General features: G+C 67.7%; 14 protein-coding genes and 1 tRNA gene. 10 read left to right on the top strand and 5 right to left on the bottom strand.

The window, feature by feature from the left end:
• Positions 1–11: 11 nt before the first annotated feature.
• Both ACZ9YD_RS05730 and ACZ9YD_RS05725 read right to left on the bottom strand, forming a co-directional pair.
• Positions 12–311, bottom strand: coding sequence for a DUF2388 domain-containing protein (locus tag ACZ9YD_RS05730; protein WP_232136169.1), 300 nt, complete (start codon positions 309–311; stop codon positions 12–14).
• A 74-nt stretch (positions 312–385) separates the two neighbouring features.
• Positions 386–1,771, bottom strand: coding sequence for an FAD-binding oxidoreductase (locus tag ACZ9YD_RS05725; RefSeq protein WP_465074159.1), 1,386 nt, complete (start codon positions 1,769–1,771; stop codon positions 386–388).
• Positions 1,772–1,902: 131 nt separating this feature from the next.
• On the opposite strand from ACZ9YD_RS05725, the gene serA reads away from it, so the two are divergent.
• Positions 1,903–3,135 (top strand): phosphoglycerate dehydrogenase, encoded by a 1,233-nt coding sequence (serA, locus tag ACZ9YD_RS05720; RefSeq protein WP_465074158.1) that lies wholly within the window; start codon positions 1,903–1,905, stop codon positions 3,133–3,135.
• 58 nt (positions 3,136–3,193) lie between these two features.
• Here serA and ACZ9YD_RS05715 read toward each other — a convergent pair whose 3' ends face one another.
• Positions 3,194–3,790, bottom strand: coding sequence for an NUDIX hydrolase (locus ACZ9YD_RS05715; protein WP_465074157.1), 597 nt, complete (start codon positions 3,788–3,790; stop codon positions 3,194–3,196).
• Between the two features lie 198 nt (positions 3,791–3,988).
• Between ACZ9YD_RS05715 and ACZ9YD_RS05710 the strand changes: the two genes are divergently transcribed.
• From ACZ9YD_RS05710 to ACZ9YD_RS05680, 7 genes are all read left to right on the top strand, one after another.
• Entirely contained in the window at positions 3,989–5,500 is a 1,512-nt protein-coding gene (locus tag ACZ9YD_RS05710; RefSeq protein WP_465074156.1) for an amino acid permease, read from the top strand.
• A 96-nt stretch (positions 5,501–5,596) separates the two neighbouring features.
• Positions 5,597–6,907: an amino acid permease gene (locus ACZ9YD_RS05705; RefSeq protein WP_465074155.1), complete on the top strand. Its 1,311-nt coding sequence runs from the start codon at positions 5,597–5,599 to the stop codon at positions 6,905–6,907.
• On the top strand, positions 6,904–7,152 hold the full coding sequence (locus ACZ9YD_RS05700; RefSeq protein WP_465074154.1) for a hypothetical protein: 249 nt from the start codon (positions 6,904–6,906) through the stop codon (positions 7,150–7,152). The genes ACZ9YD_RS05705 and ACZ9YD_RS05700 overlap by 4 nt, the downstream gene beginning before the upstream one ends.
• Before the next feature lie 26 nt (positions 7,153–7,178).
• Complete coding sequence (locus ACZ9YD_RS05695; protein WP_465074153.1) at positions 7,179–7,826, top strand: methylthioribulose 1-phosphate dehydratase; 648 nt, start codon at positions 7,179–7,181, stop codon at positions 7,824–7,826.
• Between the two features lie 111 nt (positions 7,827–7,937).
• Positions 7,938–8,492: a 1,2-dihydroxy-3-keto-5-methylthiopentene dioxygenase gene (locus tag ACZ9YD_RS05690; RefSeq protein ID WP_465074152.1), complete on the top strand. Its 555-nt coding sequence runs from the start codon at positions 7,938–7,940 to the stop codon at positions 8,490–8,492.
• 221 nt (positions 8,493–8,713) lie between these two features.
• Positions 8,714–9,403 (top strand): acireductone synthase, encoded by a 690-nt coding sequence (gene mtnC / locus ACZ9YD_RS05685; protein ID WP_465074151.1) that lies wholly within the window; start codon positions 8,714–8,716, stop codon positions 9,401–9,403.
• A gap of 46 nt (positions 9,404–9,449) precedes the next feature.
• Positions 9,450–10,298, top strand: a complete 849-nt coding sequence (locus ACZ9YD_RS05680) for a C13 family peptidase (protein WP_465074150.1) — start codon at positions 9,450–9,452, stop codon at positions 10,296–10,298.
• Between the two features lie 394 nt (positions 10,299–10,692).
• Here ACZ9YD_RS05680 and ACZ9YD_RS05675 read toward each other — a convergent pair whose 3' ends face one another.
• Together ACZ9YD_RS05675 and ACZ9YD_RS05670 are read right to left on the bottom strand one after the other, a co-directional pair.
• Positions 10,693–11,277: a YdeI/OmpD-associated family protein gene (locus ACZ9YD_RS05675; protein WP_465074149.1), complete on the bottom strand. Its 585-nt coding sequence runs from the start codon at positions 11,275–11,277 to the stop codon at positions 10,693–10,695.
• Positions 11,274–12,836: a calcineurin-like phosphoesterase C-terminal domain-containing protein gene (locus tag ACZ9YD_RS05670; protein ID WP_465074148.1), complete on the bottom strand. Its 1,563-nt coding sequence runs from the start codon at positions 12,834–12,836 to the stop codon at positions 11,274–11,276. Before ACZ9YD_RS05670 ends, ACZ9YD_RS05675 begins: the two co-directional genes overlap by 4 nt.
• A gap of 182 nt (positions 12,837–13,018) precedes the next feature.
• Between ACZ9YD_RS05670 and ACZ9YD_RS05665 the strand changes: the two genes are divergently transcribed.
• Both ACZ9YD_RS05665 and ACZ9YD_RS05660 read left to right on the top strand, forming a co-directional pair.
• A complete protein-coding gene (locus ACZ9YD_RS05665) occupies positions 13,019–14,812 on the top strand; it encodes a sensor domain-containing diguanylate cyclase (RefSeq protein WP_465074147.1) in 1,794 nt (597 codons plus the stop codon).
• A 72-nt stretch (positions 14,813–14,884) separates the two neighbouring features.
• Positions 14,885–14,961: transfer RNA gene (locus tag ACZ9YD_RS05660), tRNA-Arg, on the top strand.
• Positions 14,962–14,976: the final 15 nt, after the last annotated feature.

Below are 14,976 nucleotides of genomic sequence, written 5' to 3'. Positions count from 1 at the left end.
CGCCTGCCGGATCAACGCGCCAGGATCGCCTGGGCGAGTGCGAGATCGGACGCGTCGCGCGCGGCGCTCTGCGTCTCGCGCAGATGACGCAATGCCGCTTCCAGGCGTGCGCCGCGGATGCGGCCGTCACTCGCGACGAAGCCGGCGGCGTCTTCGCGCGCCTGCAGCACCACCTTGTCGTCGCCCGACGTGCTGCCCGACGACGCCGACGACCCACCGGACGAAGCGCCCGCGCTGGTGCCGGCGAAACTGCCGGCGAACGCCGACGCGGACAGACCGGTCAGCAGAAGAACGAGTGCGGTACGGACCATCATGTGGGGCATCTCCGAACGGTAACGGCAGCCGACACTCTAGCGTCGGCGTGGTGCAGCGGGCTGAACCGGACTCAATCGAACAGCTTGCCGGGATTGAGGATACCGGCCGGATCCAGTGCCTGGCGGATGCCGCGCATCACCGCGATCTCGGCCGGGCTGCGCGTCGAACCCAGATACGGTTTCTTGACCAGGCCGATGCCGTGCTCGGCCGAGATGCTGCCGCCGTGCTCGGCCAGCGTCGCCGCCAGCAGCTTGGTCACGCGCTCGCATTCGACGACGAAATCCGCATTCGCCATGTCGGCCGGCTTGAGCACATTGATGTGCAGATTGCCGTCGCCGATGTGGCCGAACCAGACCACATCGAACTGCGGGTACTCGGCCGTGAGCAGCGCCTGCGTGCGCGCTAGGAACGCCGGCATCGCCGAGATGCGCACCGACACGTCGTTCTTGTACGGCACGTGCGGCGCGAGGCTTTCGGTGATGCCCTCGCGCAGGCGCCACAGCGCCGCGGCCTGGGTGTCACCATGACTGATCACGCCGTCCTCGACCCAGCCCTGTTCCATGCAGTACTCGAATGCCGACAGCACCTGCACCTCGCCGGCTTCGCCCTCGCAGGCGAATTCGGCGACGACGTAATACGGATACACCGACTCGAACGGCGGCTGCGCGCCATGCGCGACGACGTGGTGCAGCGCACGATCGGTGAAGAACTCGAACGCCTCCAGCGGCAGGCGCGCGCGCAGCGCCTGGAAGACTTCCATCAGCACCTCGAACGACGGCAGCGCGAGCAGCATGACTCGCGTCTCCGGCGGTGGCGCGGCCAGCCGCAGCGTCGCCTCCACGATGACGCCGAGTGTGCCTTCCGACGCGACCACCAGATGCCGCAGGTCGTAGCCGCTGGAATTCTTGACCAGACCGCGATTGAGATCGAGCAGCTCGCCGGTCGCGGTCACCAGCTTGACGCCCGCCACCCACTCACGCGTGTTGCCGTAGCGCACCACGCGGATGCCACCCGCATTGGTCGCGATATTGCCGCCGATGGAACACGAACCGCGCGCCGCAAAGTCCACCGGGTACTGCAGGTCGTGGGTCCGCGCTGCCTCGTGCACGGCTTCCAGCGCGATGCCGGCTTCAACGGTCAGCAGGCGATCGGCAGGCTCGTAGCCGAGTACCTTGTTCATGCGCTGCAGGCTCAGCACCAGCTCGCCGTTCGCCGCGACCGCGCCACCCGACAGCCCGGTGCGACCGCCCGATGGCACCACGGCCACGCCTTGCGCGTGCGCCCAGCGCATCGTCGCCTGCACTTCTTCGACATCGGCCGGCAGCGCGATCGCCAGCGGCGCCGGCGTCCAGCGGCGGGTCCAGTCGACGCCGTAATGCGCGAGGTCCGCAGGCTCGGTCAACAGCCGCAAGGTCGGCACGGCGGCCTGGAGACTGGAAACGCGGGAATCGGACATCGTCGGGCGCCTGACAAACGGGCCGTCAGCGTGCCAGCGCGCTTTGGGCGCGTCCAGCGCTGCGCCGCAACACGCCCGGTGCGATTCTGGCACCATGGCCCGCGCTGTCCCCCACGCGCGAATCCCACTCGATGAAGACCTCGTTTCCCCTGCAGGACATCCGCGTCCTGCTGCTCGAAGGCGTCAGCCAGAGCGCCGTCGATATCTTCCACGCCGCCGGTTACTCGCAGGTCGAGATCCATGCCAAATCGCTCCCCGAAGACCAGCTGCGGGCGAAGATCGCCGACGCGCACATCATCGGCATCCGCTCGCGCACGCACCTGAGCGCCGACGTGCTGGCCGACGCGCGCCGGCTGATGGCAATCGGCTGCTTCTGCATCGGCACCAACCAGGTCGACGTGGACGCGGCGGAACTGGCCGGCATTCCGGTGTTCAACGCGCCCTACTCCAACACGCGCTCGGTGGCCGAACTCGTCGTCGCCGAGGCGATCATGCTGCTGCGCGGGATTCCGCAGAAGAACGCGGAGTGCCACCGCGGCGGCTGGAGCAAGTCCGCGCTCGGCAGCCACGAAGCGCGTGGCAAGACGCTGGGCATCGTGGGCTACGGGCACATCGGCACCCAGGTCGGCGTGCTGGCCGAGTCGCTGGGCATGCAGGTGCTCTTCCACGACATCGAAACCAAGCTGTCGCTGGGCAATGCGCGCAGCGCGACGAGTCTGGAAGACCTGCTCGCGCGCAGCGACGTGGTCACTCTGCACGTGCCGGAAACGCCGTCGACGAAGCTGATGTTCGGCGCGGCCGAAATCAACGCGATGAAGCCCGGCGCGCATCTGATCAACGCCTCGCGCGGCACCGTGGTCGACATCGACGCGCTCGATGCCGCGTTGCGCAGCGGCCAGGTCGGCGGCGCCGCGATCGACGTGTTCCCGATCGAACCCAAGGGCAATGACGACGCGTTCGAATCGCCACTGCTCGGCCACGACAACGTGTTGCTGACCCCGCACGTCGGCGGCAGCACGCTGGAAGCGCAGGACAACATCGGCATCGAGGTCGCGGCGAAACTCGTGCGCTACAGCGACAACGGCAGCACGCTGTCGGCGGTCAACTTCCCCGAAGTTACCCTGCCCGAGCACATCGGCAGCCACCGCCTGCTGCACCTGCACCGCAACGTGCCCGGCGTGCTGTCGAAGATCAACGAAGTGTTCTCGCGCGAAGCGATCAACATCGACGGCCAGTACCTGCGCACGAACGCGAACATCGGCTACGTGGTCATCGACGTTGCCGCGACCGGGGAACAGGCGGCGCATCTGCGCAGCGAGTTGCAGAAGATCGACGGGACGATGCGGACACGCGTGTTGTATTGAGGTGGCTAGGCGCGGTGACGGGTGTTGCTGCGCTCACCCGATCTTGCGGACGCGATACTCAGCGCTCCGGTACTTCCAGCCAGCGGCGAGCCATGCGCCGCAGCGAGGCATCGTAGGCCTCGCCATCGGCGACGTCGCGCAGCGGCACCCAGGCCAGCGCGTGCGATTCCTCGCTGACGGCGAAGGTCTCATCGCTGCCTGCGTGCACGACGTAGCGCACGTCGTAGTGCCAGTGCCCGGGCACGCTCTTGTGCTCCGGAATCCAGTGCCGGTCGAGATCGAAGATGCCCGGCTGCACAGTCACGCCGACCAGTCCGGTTTCCTCTTCGGTCTCGCGCAAGGCCACGCGCGCCAGATCGCGGTCGCCGTCGGCGTGGCCGCCCGGCTGCAGCCACATGCCGAGCTTGCGGTGATGAGTGAGCAACGTGCGCGCGCCGTCGCCGCTGACCACCAGCGCCGATGCGGTGAAATGGCCGGCCAGACGCGCACGTTCGAAAGGATCCTGGGCGTCGCCGAGCAGGTCGATGAATTCCCCGACCAGTGCCTGTTGCGCAGGCTGCAGCACACCGAAATCGGCGAACGCACGTGCCAGCGCCTGCACTGCGTCAGGCGCGATGGACAGGCGTTCGAATTCAGGCGAAGACGGGTTCGACATCGGGAAATTTGCTGCAACGCGGCGTGACGGGAGGCGCAGCATCGGCGTTCGCGTGCGTGCGCACAAGCGGCAGATATGTTGCTTGTGCCGGCACGCAGCGTTTGGCATGGTACGGCGATTGCCGCGTGGCCGCGGGGAGTCGACGGCACGTCCGTCAGCCATCCGCGGACCGCACCGAACGACCAACCGGGGACACCGATGTTCAAGAACCTGATGATTACCAAGCCGATCGCGGCGCAACCGCATGTCGATGCGGGCGAGCCGGTCGAGGGCAGCCTCGGCGGCGAAGTCGGCTTCAAGCGCACGCTGACCGCCAAGCATCTGGTGATGCTGGGTCTGGGCGCGGTCATCGGCGCGGGCATCTTCGTCATCACCGGTACCGCGGCAGCCAACCACGCCGGCCCGGCGATCATGCTGAGCTTCGTCATCGCCGGCTTCGCCTGCGCGATGGCCGGCCTGTGCTACGCGGAATTCGCGGCGATGATCCCGGCCTCGGGCAGCGCCTACAGCTACACCTACGCGACGCTGGGCGAGGCGCTGGCCTGGTTCGTCGGCTGGAGCCTGGTGCTTGAATATCTGTTCGCGGCGTCCACCGTCGCGGTGGGCTGGTCGGGTTACACGGTCAGCTTCCTCGACAGTCTCGGCGTACATCTGCCCGCGGCGCTGACCCAGGCCCCGATCAACTTCTGTACGCACGAAGCGGCCGTTGCCGGCGCGTGCGAGTTCGGCAAGTTCGTCACGACCGGCGCGCTGTTCAATCTCCCGGCGGTGCTGATCATCGGCGCGGTCGGCGTGCTGTGCTACGTCGGCATCACCCAGTCGGCGACCGCCAACGCGATCATCGTGTCGATCAAGGTGTTGGTGATCCTGTTGCTGCTGGGCTTCGGTGCGCAGTACGTCGACACCCAGAACTGGCTGCCGTTCGTGCCGGAGAACCAGGGCGGCGACCGCTTCGGCTGGGAAGGCGTGCTGCGTGGCGCGTCGATCGTGTTCTTCGCCTACATCGGGTTCGATGCGGTCTCGACCGCGGCGCAGGAAGTCAAGAATCCGCAGCGGGACATGCCGATCGGCATTCTTGGTTCGCTGTTCCTGTGCACCCTGATCTACATCGCGGTGTCGGCGGTGCTGACCGGCATGGTGCCCTACACCGTGCTGGGCACGGCGAAGCCGGTCGCGACCGCGCTCGAGGCGTATCCCGCGCTGGCCTGGCTGAAAACCCTGGTCGAGATCGGCGCGATCGCCGGCCTCACCACGGTGATCCTGGTGATGCTGATGGGCCAGCCGCGCATCTTCTTCTCGATGGCGCAGGACGGCCTGCTGCCGAAGTTCTTCGGCGCGATCCACAAGCGCTTCCGCACGCCCCACAAGGGCACCGTGGTGGTCGCGCTGGTCGCGGCGGTCATGGCGGCATTCCTGCCGATCCAGCTGCTCGGTGACGTGGTGTCGATGGGCACCCTGGTCGCGTTCGCCACCGTGTGCCTGGGCGTGATGGTGTTGCGCCGTACCCAGCCGAACCTGCATCGCCCGTTCCGCGTGCCGGCGGTGTTCATCGTCGGCAGTCTCGGCATGGCCGCGTGTCTGGGCCTGATCGCGACGATGCCGCTGCTGAACTGGATGGTGCTGCTGGTGTGGACGATCATCGGCTTCTCCATCTACTTCTTCTACGGCTACAAGCACAGCAAGCTCCGGCAGCAACTGCCGAAGCGCTGATCCGATCCAATCGCACGGCCCGCCTTCCGCGGGCCGTGTGTCCATAGCGCCTCCCCATCTGCGGCCGCTCGCGCCGCCCACCACGCGGATCGCATGATGTCCACGACTTCCACGGCCAAGAAGATCGGCCCGGTGCTGGCGACCTTCATGGTCGCCAACAACATGATCGGTTCCGGATTCTTCCTGCTGCCCGCCACGCTCGCGCGCTCGGGCGCGGTGACGGTGTTCTCCTGGCTGATCGGCACGCTGCTCGCGGTCGCGCTGGGCGCCGCGTTCGCACGGCTCGCACGCCAGTACCCGGATCTCAACTCGCCGGACGACTACATCCGCCCGAGCCTCGGCCGCGACATGGGCTTTCTGGCGACCACGGCGTACTGGCTGTCGTCCTGGGTGGGCAACAACGCGATCGCCGTCGCGGCGGTCGGCTATCTGGTGATTCTGCTGCCAGTCGACGACACGCCCGTCGTGCAGCTCACCGGGCAGGTGCTGCTGATCTGGTCGATGTTCGCGCTTAACATGCTGGGGCCACGCAACATCGCGCGCTTCCAGTCGTTCTGCGTGGTGTTCGGTCTGCTCCCGGTCGCGGCCATCCTGATCGCCGGCTGGACCTATTTCGATCCCACGATCTACCGGGCGGCATGGAATGTCAGCGGCCAGTCCGATGCGGCCGTGGCGATCGGCTCGCTGGCGACCGTGTTCTGGGCCTTCATCGGTCTTGAGACCGGCGCAATGGTCGCCGGCGTGGTGCGCAATCCCGAACGCAACGTGCCGATCGCGACCCTCGGCGGCATCCTGCTAGCGGGCGTGGTCTACATGGTCTCGTCGGTGCTGATGATGGGCATCGTGCCGGTCGAGGACCTCGCCGCGTCCAGCGCACCGTTCGCGCTCGTCGCCGGGCAGATGTTCGGCGCCTGGGCGATTCCAGTGATCGCCGCCGCCGCGGCGCTCAAGGCCACCGGCACGCTTGGCGGCTGGATGCTGGTCACCGGTGAGTCGGGCGCGCGCGCCGCGCAGCGCGGGTTCCTGCCTTCGATATTCGGACGCCTGCTGAAAAACGGCGCCGCCGGTCCGGGCCTGCTGATCGTCGTGATCTCGATGACCCTGATCGCATTCACCACGGTCTCGGATACGGTGGGCAACCAGTTCGAGACGATCATCAACATGGCGGTGACGTTGGTCGTCATGGCGTACGCCGCCGCGGGCCTGAGCCTGTTGCTCGGCAACCCCCTGCATCCGGCCGGCCGACGCGAACGCCTGCTCGGCATGGGCGCATTGATCGCGTGCGGGTTGCTGGTCTGGTCGACACCGATCGACACGCTCATGGGCGCGGCGATCATCGCGCTGCTGGCCTGGGCCGCGTATCGCGGTTTTTCCTCGCGTCGTCGCGACGCGCCGCCCGCGCCATGAGCGAGCGGCGCGACGACTACTGGTTTCCGGCCAAAACGCTCGGCTACGGCTGGGGCCTGCCGCGGCGCCTGCAGGGCTGGGTGGTGTTGGCGGTGTATCTGGGCGCGATCGCGGTCAGCGCATGGCGGTTGCCGCCGGCCGCGCATCCGGCGGCGTTCGGCATTTGCGTGTTGGTGGCGACGGCGTTGCTGATCGCAGTCTGCGCACTGAAGGGCGAGCCGCCGCGCTGGCGCTGGACACGCTGAACCAGCCGCGCGCTAGAATCCGCGCCATGTCCGATACGCCCACGCCCTACGACATCCACCGCCTGCGCGAGCTCGCCGGCGAGCTGATCGTCAACATCCGCGAACTCGCCCAGTCCGGCTGGACGCCCGCCACCAGCAGCAACTTCTCGCGCCGCCTCGATGACCGCCATGCGGCGATCACCGTGTCCGGCCGCGACAAGGGCAAGCTGAAGGAAGGCGACATCATGGTCGTCGACTTCGATGGCGCCGCGGTCGGCAGCGATCACCGCCCCTCGGCCGAAACCCTTCTGCACACGCAGCTGTATCGCCGGTTCCCGGAGATCGGCTGCATCCTGCACACGCATTCGCCGACCCAGACCATCGCCTCGCGCCTGTTCGCCGCCGAGGGCCATGTGCGTCTGGAAGGCTACGAACTGCTGAAGGCCTTCGCCGGCAACAGCACGCACGAAATGGCGGTCGATGTGCCCGTGCTGCCCAACAGCCAGGACATGCAGGTGCTGTCGGCGCAGGTCGAATCCCTGCTCGACGCCGGCCCGATGTGGGGCTATCTGATCGACGGCCACGGCCTCTACGCCTGGGGTCGCGACATGGCGGAAGCGCGTCGCCATCTCGAAGCCTTCGAGTTCCTGCTGCACTGCGAACTCGAACTGCGCCGCCTGCGCGCGCAGCACTGACGCTTCACAGCGTCACCAGCGGTGGAACCATGGTGTTCCGCCGCGGTCAATGTTGCAGCAGTGCGGCTTTGCTAGGCTGGACGACCCCGTCACGCGCCGAGCCAGACCGCCATGAGCCGCCTCCGCATTTTCGATGCCACCGCCCCCGATGCGCCGCTGTTCGACAGCCGCGACGGCGACGCGATCGCCCGCGAACTGCAGACGATCGGCGTTACCTTCGAACGCTGGCAGGCCGCCCAGCCGGTGGGCGCCGGCGCCTCGCAGGACGAGGTGATCGCCGCCTACAAGGCCGACATCGACCGCATCAGCGCCGAGCGCGGCTTCAAGTCCGTCGACGTGATCAGCATCGTGCCCGACAACCCGAAGCGCGAAGAACTGCGCGCCAAGTTCCTCGACGAACACTTCCACAAGGAAGACGAAGTGCGCTTCTTCGTCGACGGCTCCGGCCTGTTCACCCTGCACGTCGACGGCAAGGTCTACGAGATCGAATGCGTCAAGGACGACCTGATCGGCGTGCCCGACGGCACCACCCACTGGTTCGACATGGGCAGCGAACCGCGCTTCGTCGCGATCCGCTTCTTCGAGCAGCCCGACGGCTGGATCGGCCACTTCACCGGCTCGGACATCGCGCAGAAATTTCCGCGCTACGAGCCTGGGTCGCGCTGAGGCTGCGTCCGGCGGTTTGACGGACGAGTGCGTTGGCGCACGGGTGCTGCGTAACCCCAGTTCACTATCAACCGTCATTCCCGCGCAGGCGGGAATGACGAGTTCAAAGGGAGTCGCACGGATCCAGCTGAGCGCTCCGTTTCGACGCGCTCCAACCGGAGGCGTCTCCACGCTCGACGACGCCTTACACTTCAACGCCCCGACTCCCGGCTGACGCGCGGATGATCCTGACCGATATCGAAGGCACCACCAGCAGCATTTCGTTCGTCAAGGACGTGCTGTTTCCCTATGCGCGCCGCGCGCTGCCCGGCTTCGTCGCTGCGCATCGCGACGATCCGGAAGTGCGCCGCTGGCTCGACGTGGTCGCGACCGAACACGGTGCGATCTGCGACGACAAGGTGATCGTCGAGACGCTGCAGGGCTGGATCGACGCCGACCGCAAGCACACCGCGCTCAAGGCGCTGCAGGGCATGATCTGGTCGGCCGGTTACCAGGACGCCGACTTCACCGCGCACATTTATCCCGACGCCGCCGAAGCGCTGCGCCGCTGGCATGCAGATGGCGAAACGCTGGCGGTGTATTCCTCGGGCTCGGTGCCCGCGCAGAAACTGTTCTTCGGCCACAGCGACGCGGGCGATCTGACCGGGCTGGTGTCGAACTGGTTCGATACCGAGGTCGGCGGCAAGCGCGAGGCCGAGAGCTACGCACGTATCGCCGACGCGCTCGATGCGGCGCCGGCGGAGATCCTGTTTCTGTCGGATGTGGTCGAAGAACTCGATGCCGCGCGCGACGCCGGCCTGCGCACCGTGCTGGTCGACCGTCTCGATGACTATCCGCAACCGCGCGATGCAGCGGCCGCCAACGGTCACACGCGCGTGACCGTGTTCGACCAGATCGACGCGATCCGCTGACGTGCGGCCGGCGCGTGGTCGGCTGATCTTTCAACACTGGATGCAGGTGACGGCGCTGCTGTCCCTGCTCGTCTGCGCGCCGCTGCAGGCGTCCGAACCGCTGGCGGCGCGCGATCACGCGCTGATCGATGCCGCGGTCGCCGCGATGCCGGCCGCCACGGGCGATGCGCCGGCGCTGTACGTCGTCGGCGTGGCCGGCGATGCCAGCGAGGACGTGTTCCGCAACGAGGTGCGTTTCCTCACCGAGCGCGTTGCGCCGCGCCTCGGCGCGGGGGCGCGTGCGCTCGCGCTGGTCAACAACGTCGACAGTCTCAAAGGCGCAGGCACCCCGCTCGCCACTGCGCCGAATCTGAGTCATGCGCTAGCCGCGGTCGGTGCGCACATGGACCCTGAGCGCGACGTACTGCTGCTCTACCTGACGATGCACGGCTCGCCCGACCACGCACTCGGACTGGCCCTGCCCGATGGCAGCGAAGACACGATCACGCCCGATGCCTTGCGCGCCGCGCTCGACGCGTCCGGCATCGTGAACCGCGTGGTCGTGATCTCGGCCTGCTACTCGGGCGGCTTCGTGCCTGCGCTCAAGGATCCCGACACGCTGGTGCTGACCGCAGCGCGTGCCGATCGGCCCTCGTTCGGTTGCGGCAGCGAATCGACGATCACGTTCTTCGGCCACGCCTGGCTGCTCGATGGGCTCAATGCGGATCGTGATTTCACGAACGCCTACCGTCTGGCGGCGCGCGCCATCAAGCAGCGCGAACGCAAGCTCGGCTACGAACGCTCCGGTCCGCAGATCGCCGCCGGCGCGCGCATCGGCGAAACGCTGTCGCGCTGGCACGCCACGCTGCCGGCAGACGCAGCATCGGCGGTGTATCCCTACCCGATCGAACCCTAAGCGCCATCGGCAGACGGTCCCAGGCCGCAGGGTCCGTAAGCGCGATGCCGTACTTCGCGAACACCGCATCGCACGCAAGCGCGCGCCTACGCGATTGAGGCTGGGGGGCCCTCCGCATCGCTCGTCACGTCTGATTGCGCCGAGACTGATTCTCGTTTCGTCATTGCGCTGCGGTGCCTCGATAGACTCCCACCGCGCCGCCAGCCAGCCATCGCCAGCCAGCGACGCGCACGACCCGCCCGCCAGCCTTCGCGCGCCAGCCGGTCATCTTCGAAGAACCCGCCAAGTGCGGGTTTTTTTGTGGCCGCAATCCATGGCAGCCACTCTTTGGGCCGTCGCGTTGCGACGTCACGAATCGCGCGAGGCGATTCTTTGTGGCGTGCGATCCAGCGGATCAGCCGTGCAGACGCTCGCCACGCGCGAGCATGTCCGCAAGCGCCTGTGCCCGGCGCACGCGTCCGGCCGCAGTCTTCAACGTCGCGACCCGGAAGCACACCGCATAGCGGTTGGTCCGGTCGAGCGCGTCGAATGCGGCCTGCGCGCCGGGCGTCGTCACGAGTGCCGCCTGCAGTTCATCCGGTGCCGCCATCGAGGCTGCGCCGGCGTAGGCCGCGTCCCAGCGACCGTCCGCCTTCGCCGCGTCGATTTCGCGTTGCCCCGCCGGGCCGATGCGCTCGGCCGCGTGCAGACGTCCGACATGCGCGACGTTGCGCGCCGACCACAGACTACGCGTGCGTCGTGGCGTGAAGCGCTGCAGGAACCACGCATCGTCGAAGCCGCGCTTCTGACCGTCGATCCAGCCATGGCACAGCGCCACATCGAGCGCCTGCGCATACGTCACAGACGGCGTGGCGTTGCCCTGCTTGGCAATCTTCAACCACAGCCCGGCGGCCTCCGCGTGCGCGAGCAGCCATGCTTCCCAAGCTGCCTCGTCAGCGAATGCCTGCACCGGCAAGCCGTCGGGCGGTGCGGCGCTCATGGTCTGGAACCAATGCGTTCGAAACGGTCGAGGCGATACGTCGTGTGCGCACGCTGTTCGCGCTGCCAGACGTCGACTACACGGACCTCCACCACGTGCTCGCCGACCTCGCGGTCGGTCGGCAGCGCGCCACGCCACAGATGCATCGATGGCGTCGCTTCCGGCGAACGATCCAGCCCCCGCAACGCATCGGCGAGATCATCGCGTGCGTTCTCCAGCAGCAGGCGCGGATCCGCGCGTTCGACACGGCGCATCGGTGCCCAGGCGCCATCGCCGACGCGGAACTCGACCCGCGTGTCGGCTTGGCCCATGTAGACGTTGGCGTAGACGCCCCAGGCCGGATACGCGCCCTGCCGCAATACGCGCGGCGCATGCAGCGCCATCGCCTGCGTGGTGGCCGGATCGTCGGAACTGCGCGCCGGATACCAGTCAAGGCGGTAGTCGCCATCGGCTTCGATGTGCAGCGTGGCGAAGCCGTTCGGCGTGCCGTCGGCCATCGTCGCGTCCGGAATGCCATCGGCATCGGGCGCGCCGCTCCAGAACGCGCCGCTGACCGCGCCGACGTTGTACTCGTGCAGCGGCGTCGCGCCGTGCCAGCCGTTGGCCGCGTCGTGATGCACGTGCTGTTGCGTGTGGCGATGGCCGGTCAGCAGCAACACATGCGGATAGCGTTGCAGCGCCGCGAACAGACGCGCGCGATCCGCGCTGCGCATGGTCTCGGGTGCGCCGGCGGACGCGGTGTCGAACCAAGGCACATGCGCGGCGACGACCAGCAGGCGATCGACCGGTGCGTCGGCGAGGTAGGCCTCGACGAATGCGAACTGATCCTCGCGCAGACCGCCGACGTAGGACGGACGCGCGCCCGGCTGATAGATCACGTTGTCGAGCACGAGCACGTTCGCCAGCGGCGTTTCCCACGCATAGGTCTCCGGGCCATACGCGGCGCGGAACGACGCAGTCGAACCCGCGTCGTCCGCGGCTTCGAAATCCAGATCGTGGTTGCCAGGCGCATGCAGCCACGGCGTGTCGAGACGCGCGGTCGCGCGATCGATCAGCGGATACAGTGCGGGATCGTCATTGGTGACGTCGCCGAGCATCAGGCCGAGCCCGAACGGGCCGACGGCACGCGCGGCCTCCACCACGGCGCGGTCGTAATAGCCCACTTCATCGGCGGTTCCGGTCTGCGGATCGGCGAACACCGCGACATCGAGTGGACCCGCCGCCTCGCCCGCCTGCAGCCCGAACGTGCAGGCGGCGCCACTGCTGCCGGCCGCGCGCCAGAACGCGGGATTCGCTCCTTCGCGCGGCAGCGTCCAGCCCGCGGGCTTGATGACGAACACCGGCGCGTCGTCGCCGGATAGGCCTTCGAAGCGCCCGTCCGCGTCGGTTTCAACGATGTGACGACCATCCGACACACGCACGCCCGGCACGCCTGCGCTGCGCCCATCGGCCTGCGTGCCGACCACGCGACCCGCGTCGCAGGCGAACGCGACGCCTGTCGACAGAGACAGCAGGATGAGTGCGGTCGGCACGAACCGGCGACGGTGAATAGGCGACATCGGCGACACCTGTGTTGCAGGGGAATCGGCGGATTATGCCGCCGGATGATTTCGCCCGGCCGCTGGTCTACGCTTGCCGCGTTCGAAGGCCATGGATATGGCCGATGCGGCGCGGCATGGAACACGGGGGCGACAGGATGACGCTGATCGGCAGGGCGATGCGGAGGTGGCGATGCTGGCTGTTGTTGGCATGCCTGTGCTGTCCGCTGGGTGCACCGGCGCTCGCGCGCAGCGACGTCGTGCTGACGCCCGCGACCGATCGCTACGCGCTTTCGTCGCAGCTGGGCCACTACCACGACCGCGACGACATCGACGACCTCGCTACCGCCTGGCAACGGGTCGACGTGAACGGCATGGCGCCGCTGCCCGGTGGCGCCGATGCGTTCGGGTTCCAGCACGGCACGTTCTGGTTCCACGCGCGCGTGGTCAATCGCAAACCCGGTGACCCGCGCTGGATGCTGGTGCAGGAATATCCGCTCAGCGACGAAGTCGATCTCTACGTGCGCTACGCCGACGGTCGCGTGCTGCACCTTGCCGGTGGCGACCACCGTCGGTTCGCCTCGCGCAGCGTGCGCTACCGGCATCCGAACTTCAGTTTCGAACTGCCGGTCGGCGCACCGGTCGATCTGCTGGTGCGCGTGCGCAGCCAGAGCTCGATGCAGGTGCCGCTGCAGCTCTACACACCGAAGGCATTCACCGAAGTCTCGCGCGACGCGCAGCTGGCGATCGGCCTGTACTACGGGATCATGCTGGCGCTGTTCTTCTACAACCTCGTGCTGTGGTTGTCACTGCGCGATGCCAGCTACTTCTGGTATCTGTGCCACGTCACCGCATTCGGCCTCGTGCTGTTCACGCTCAACGGTCTGGGCTTCGAATACCTGTGGCCGGGATCCTCGTGGATGGCCGATCACATGGTGCCGATCTCGATCTGCCTGGCACTGATCGCGATGCTGCAGTTCTCGCGCACATTCCTCGAACTCCCACGACGCTGGCCGCGCGGCAACGTCCTGTTGCTCGCGCTGATGACGTTTTTCGTGCTGTTCGGCATCGCGTCGATCTGGTTACCGCTGCGCATCTCGACGCCTGTCGCTTCGCGCGCGGTGCTGCTGGGTGTGGTCGGCATCGTCATCGCGACGATCGTCGTGCTGCGTCGCGGGTACGCCCCGGCCTCGCTGCTGCTGCTCGCGTGGTCGATGTTCCTGCTCGGCACCGCGGTGTTCACCCTGCTGGCGTTCGGCATGCTGCCAAAGAACTTCGTCACAGAATACGGCGTGCAGATCGGTTCGGCACTGGAGATGCTGCTGCTGTCGATCGCGCTGGGCCACCGTTACGCCGCGCTGCGCCACGAGAACCTGCGCATCACCGCCGAGGCCAACCAGAGGCTCGAACGCAAGGTCGCGCAGCGCACCCAGGAAGTGCGCAGCACCCTGCTGCAGCTGGAAGAGGCGCACGCCCGCCTGCGCGATTCCAGCCGCCGCGATGGCCTGACCGGCCTTTACAACCGCACCTGGTTCCACGAGGCCGTTCGCGATCTCGCGCAACAGGCGAAGCAGACTGGGACGCCACTCGCGGTACTGATGATCGACCTCGACCACTTCAAGTCGATCAACGATCGCCATGGCCATCTGGCCGGTGACGACTGCCTGCGCTGGGCCGCACGTCGTATCGGTCGCATCCTGCGCCCGCACGACGCCCTGCTCGCGCGATTCGGTGGCGAGGAGTTCGTGGCCGCGATTCCCGGCTGTGATCTCGCAGCTGCCGGCGCCGTCGCCGAATCCATCCGCCACGCGCTCGGCGACGAGCCGTTCGACAGTGGCGAGACCTGCATCCGGGTCACCGCCAGTCTCGGCGTGCACGTGATCGAGCCGACGGCAGATACCGGCGTCGACGACGCGCTCGGCAACGCCGACCGCGCGCTGTACGCCGCCAAGGCCAACGGCCGCGACTGCGTGGAGCTGGCCGCCGGGCACTGCTGAGGCCCGCCCTGTACGCAGCCGGACCCATGGTTTCGTGGCGCTGCGGCAGTCCGGTATCCTGTACGGCTTCACGGCCCCGTAGCTCAGCTGGATAGAGCGTCCCCCTCCTAAGGGGAAGGTCGCCCGTTCGAATCGGGCCGGGGTCACCAACCGCGACTTCCCCT

Source organism: Luteimonas sp. AC640a (genome assembly GCF_979256585.1).
This window is presented reverse-complemented; position numbering and strand designations above follow the sequence as displayed.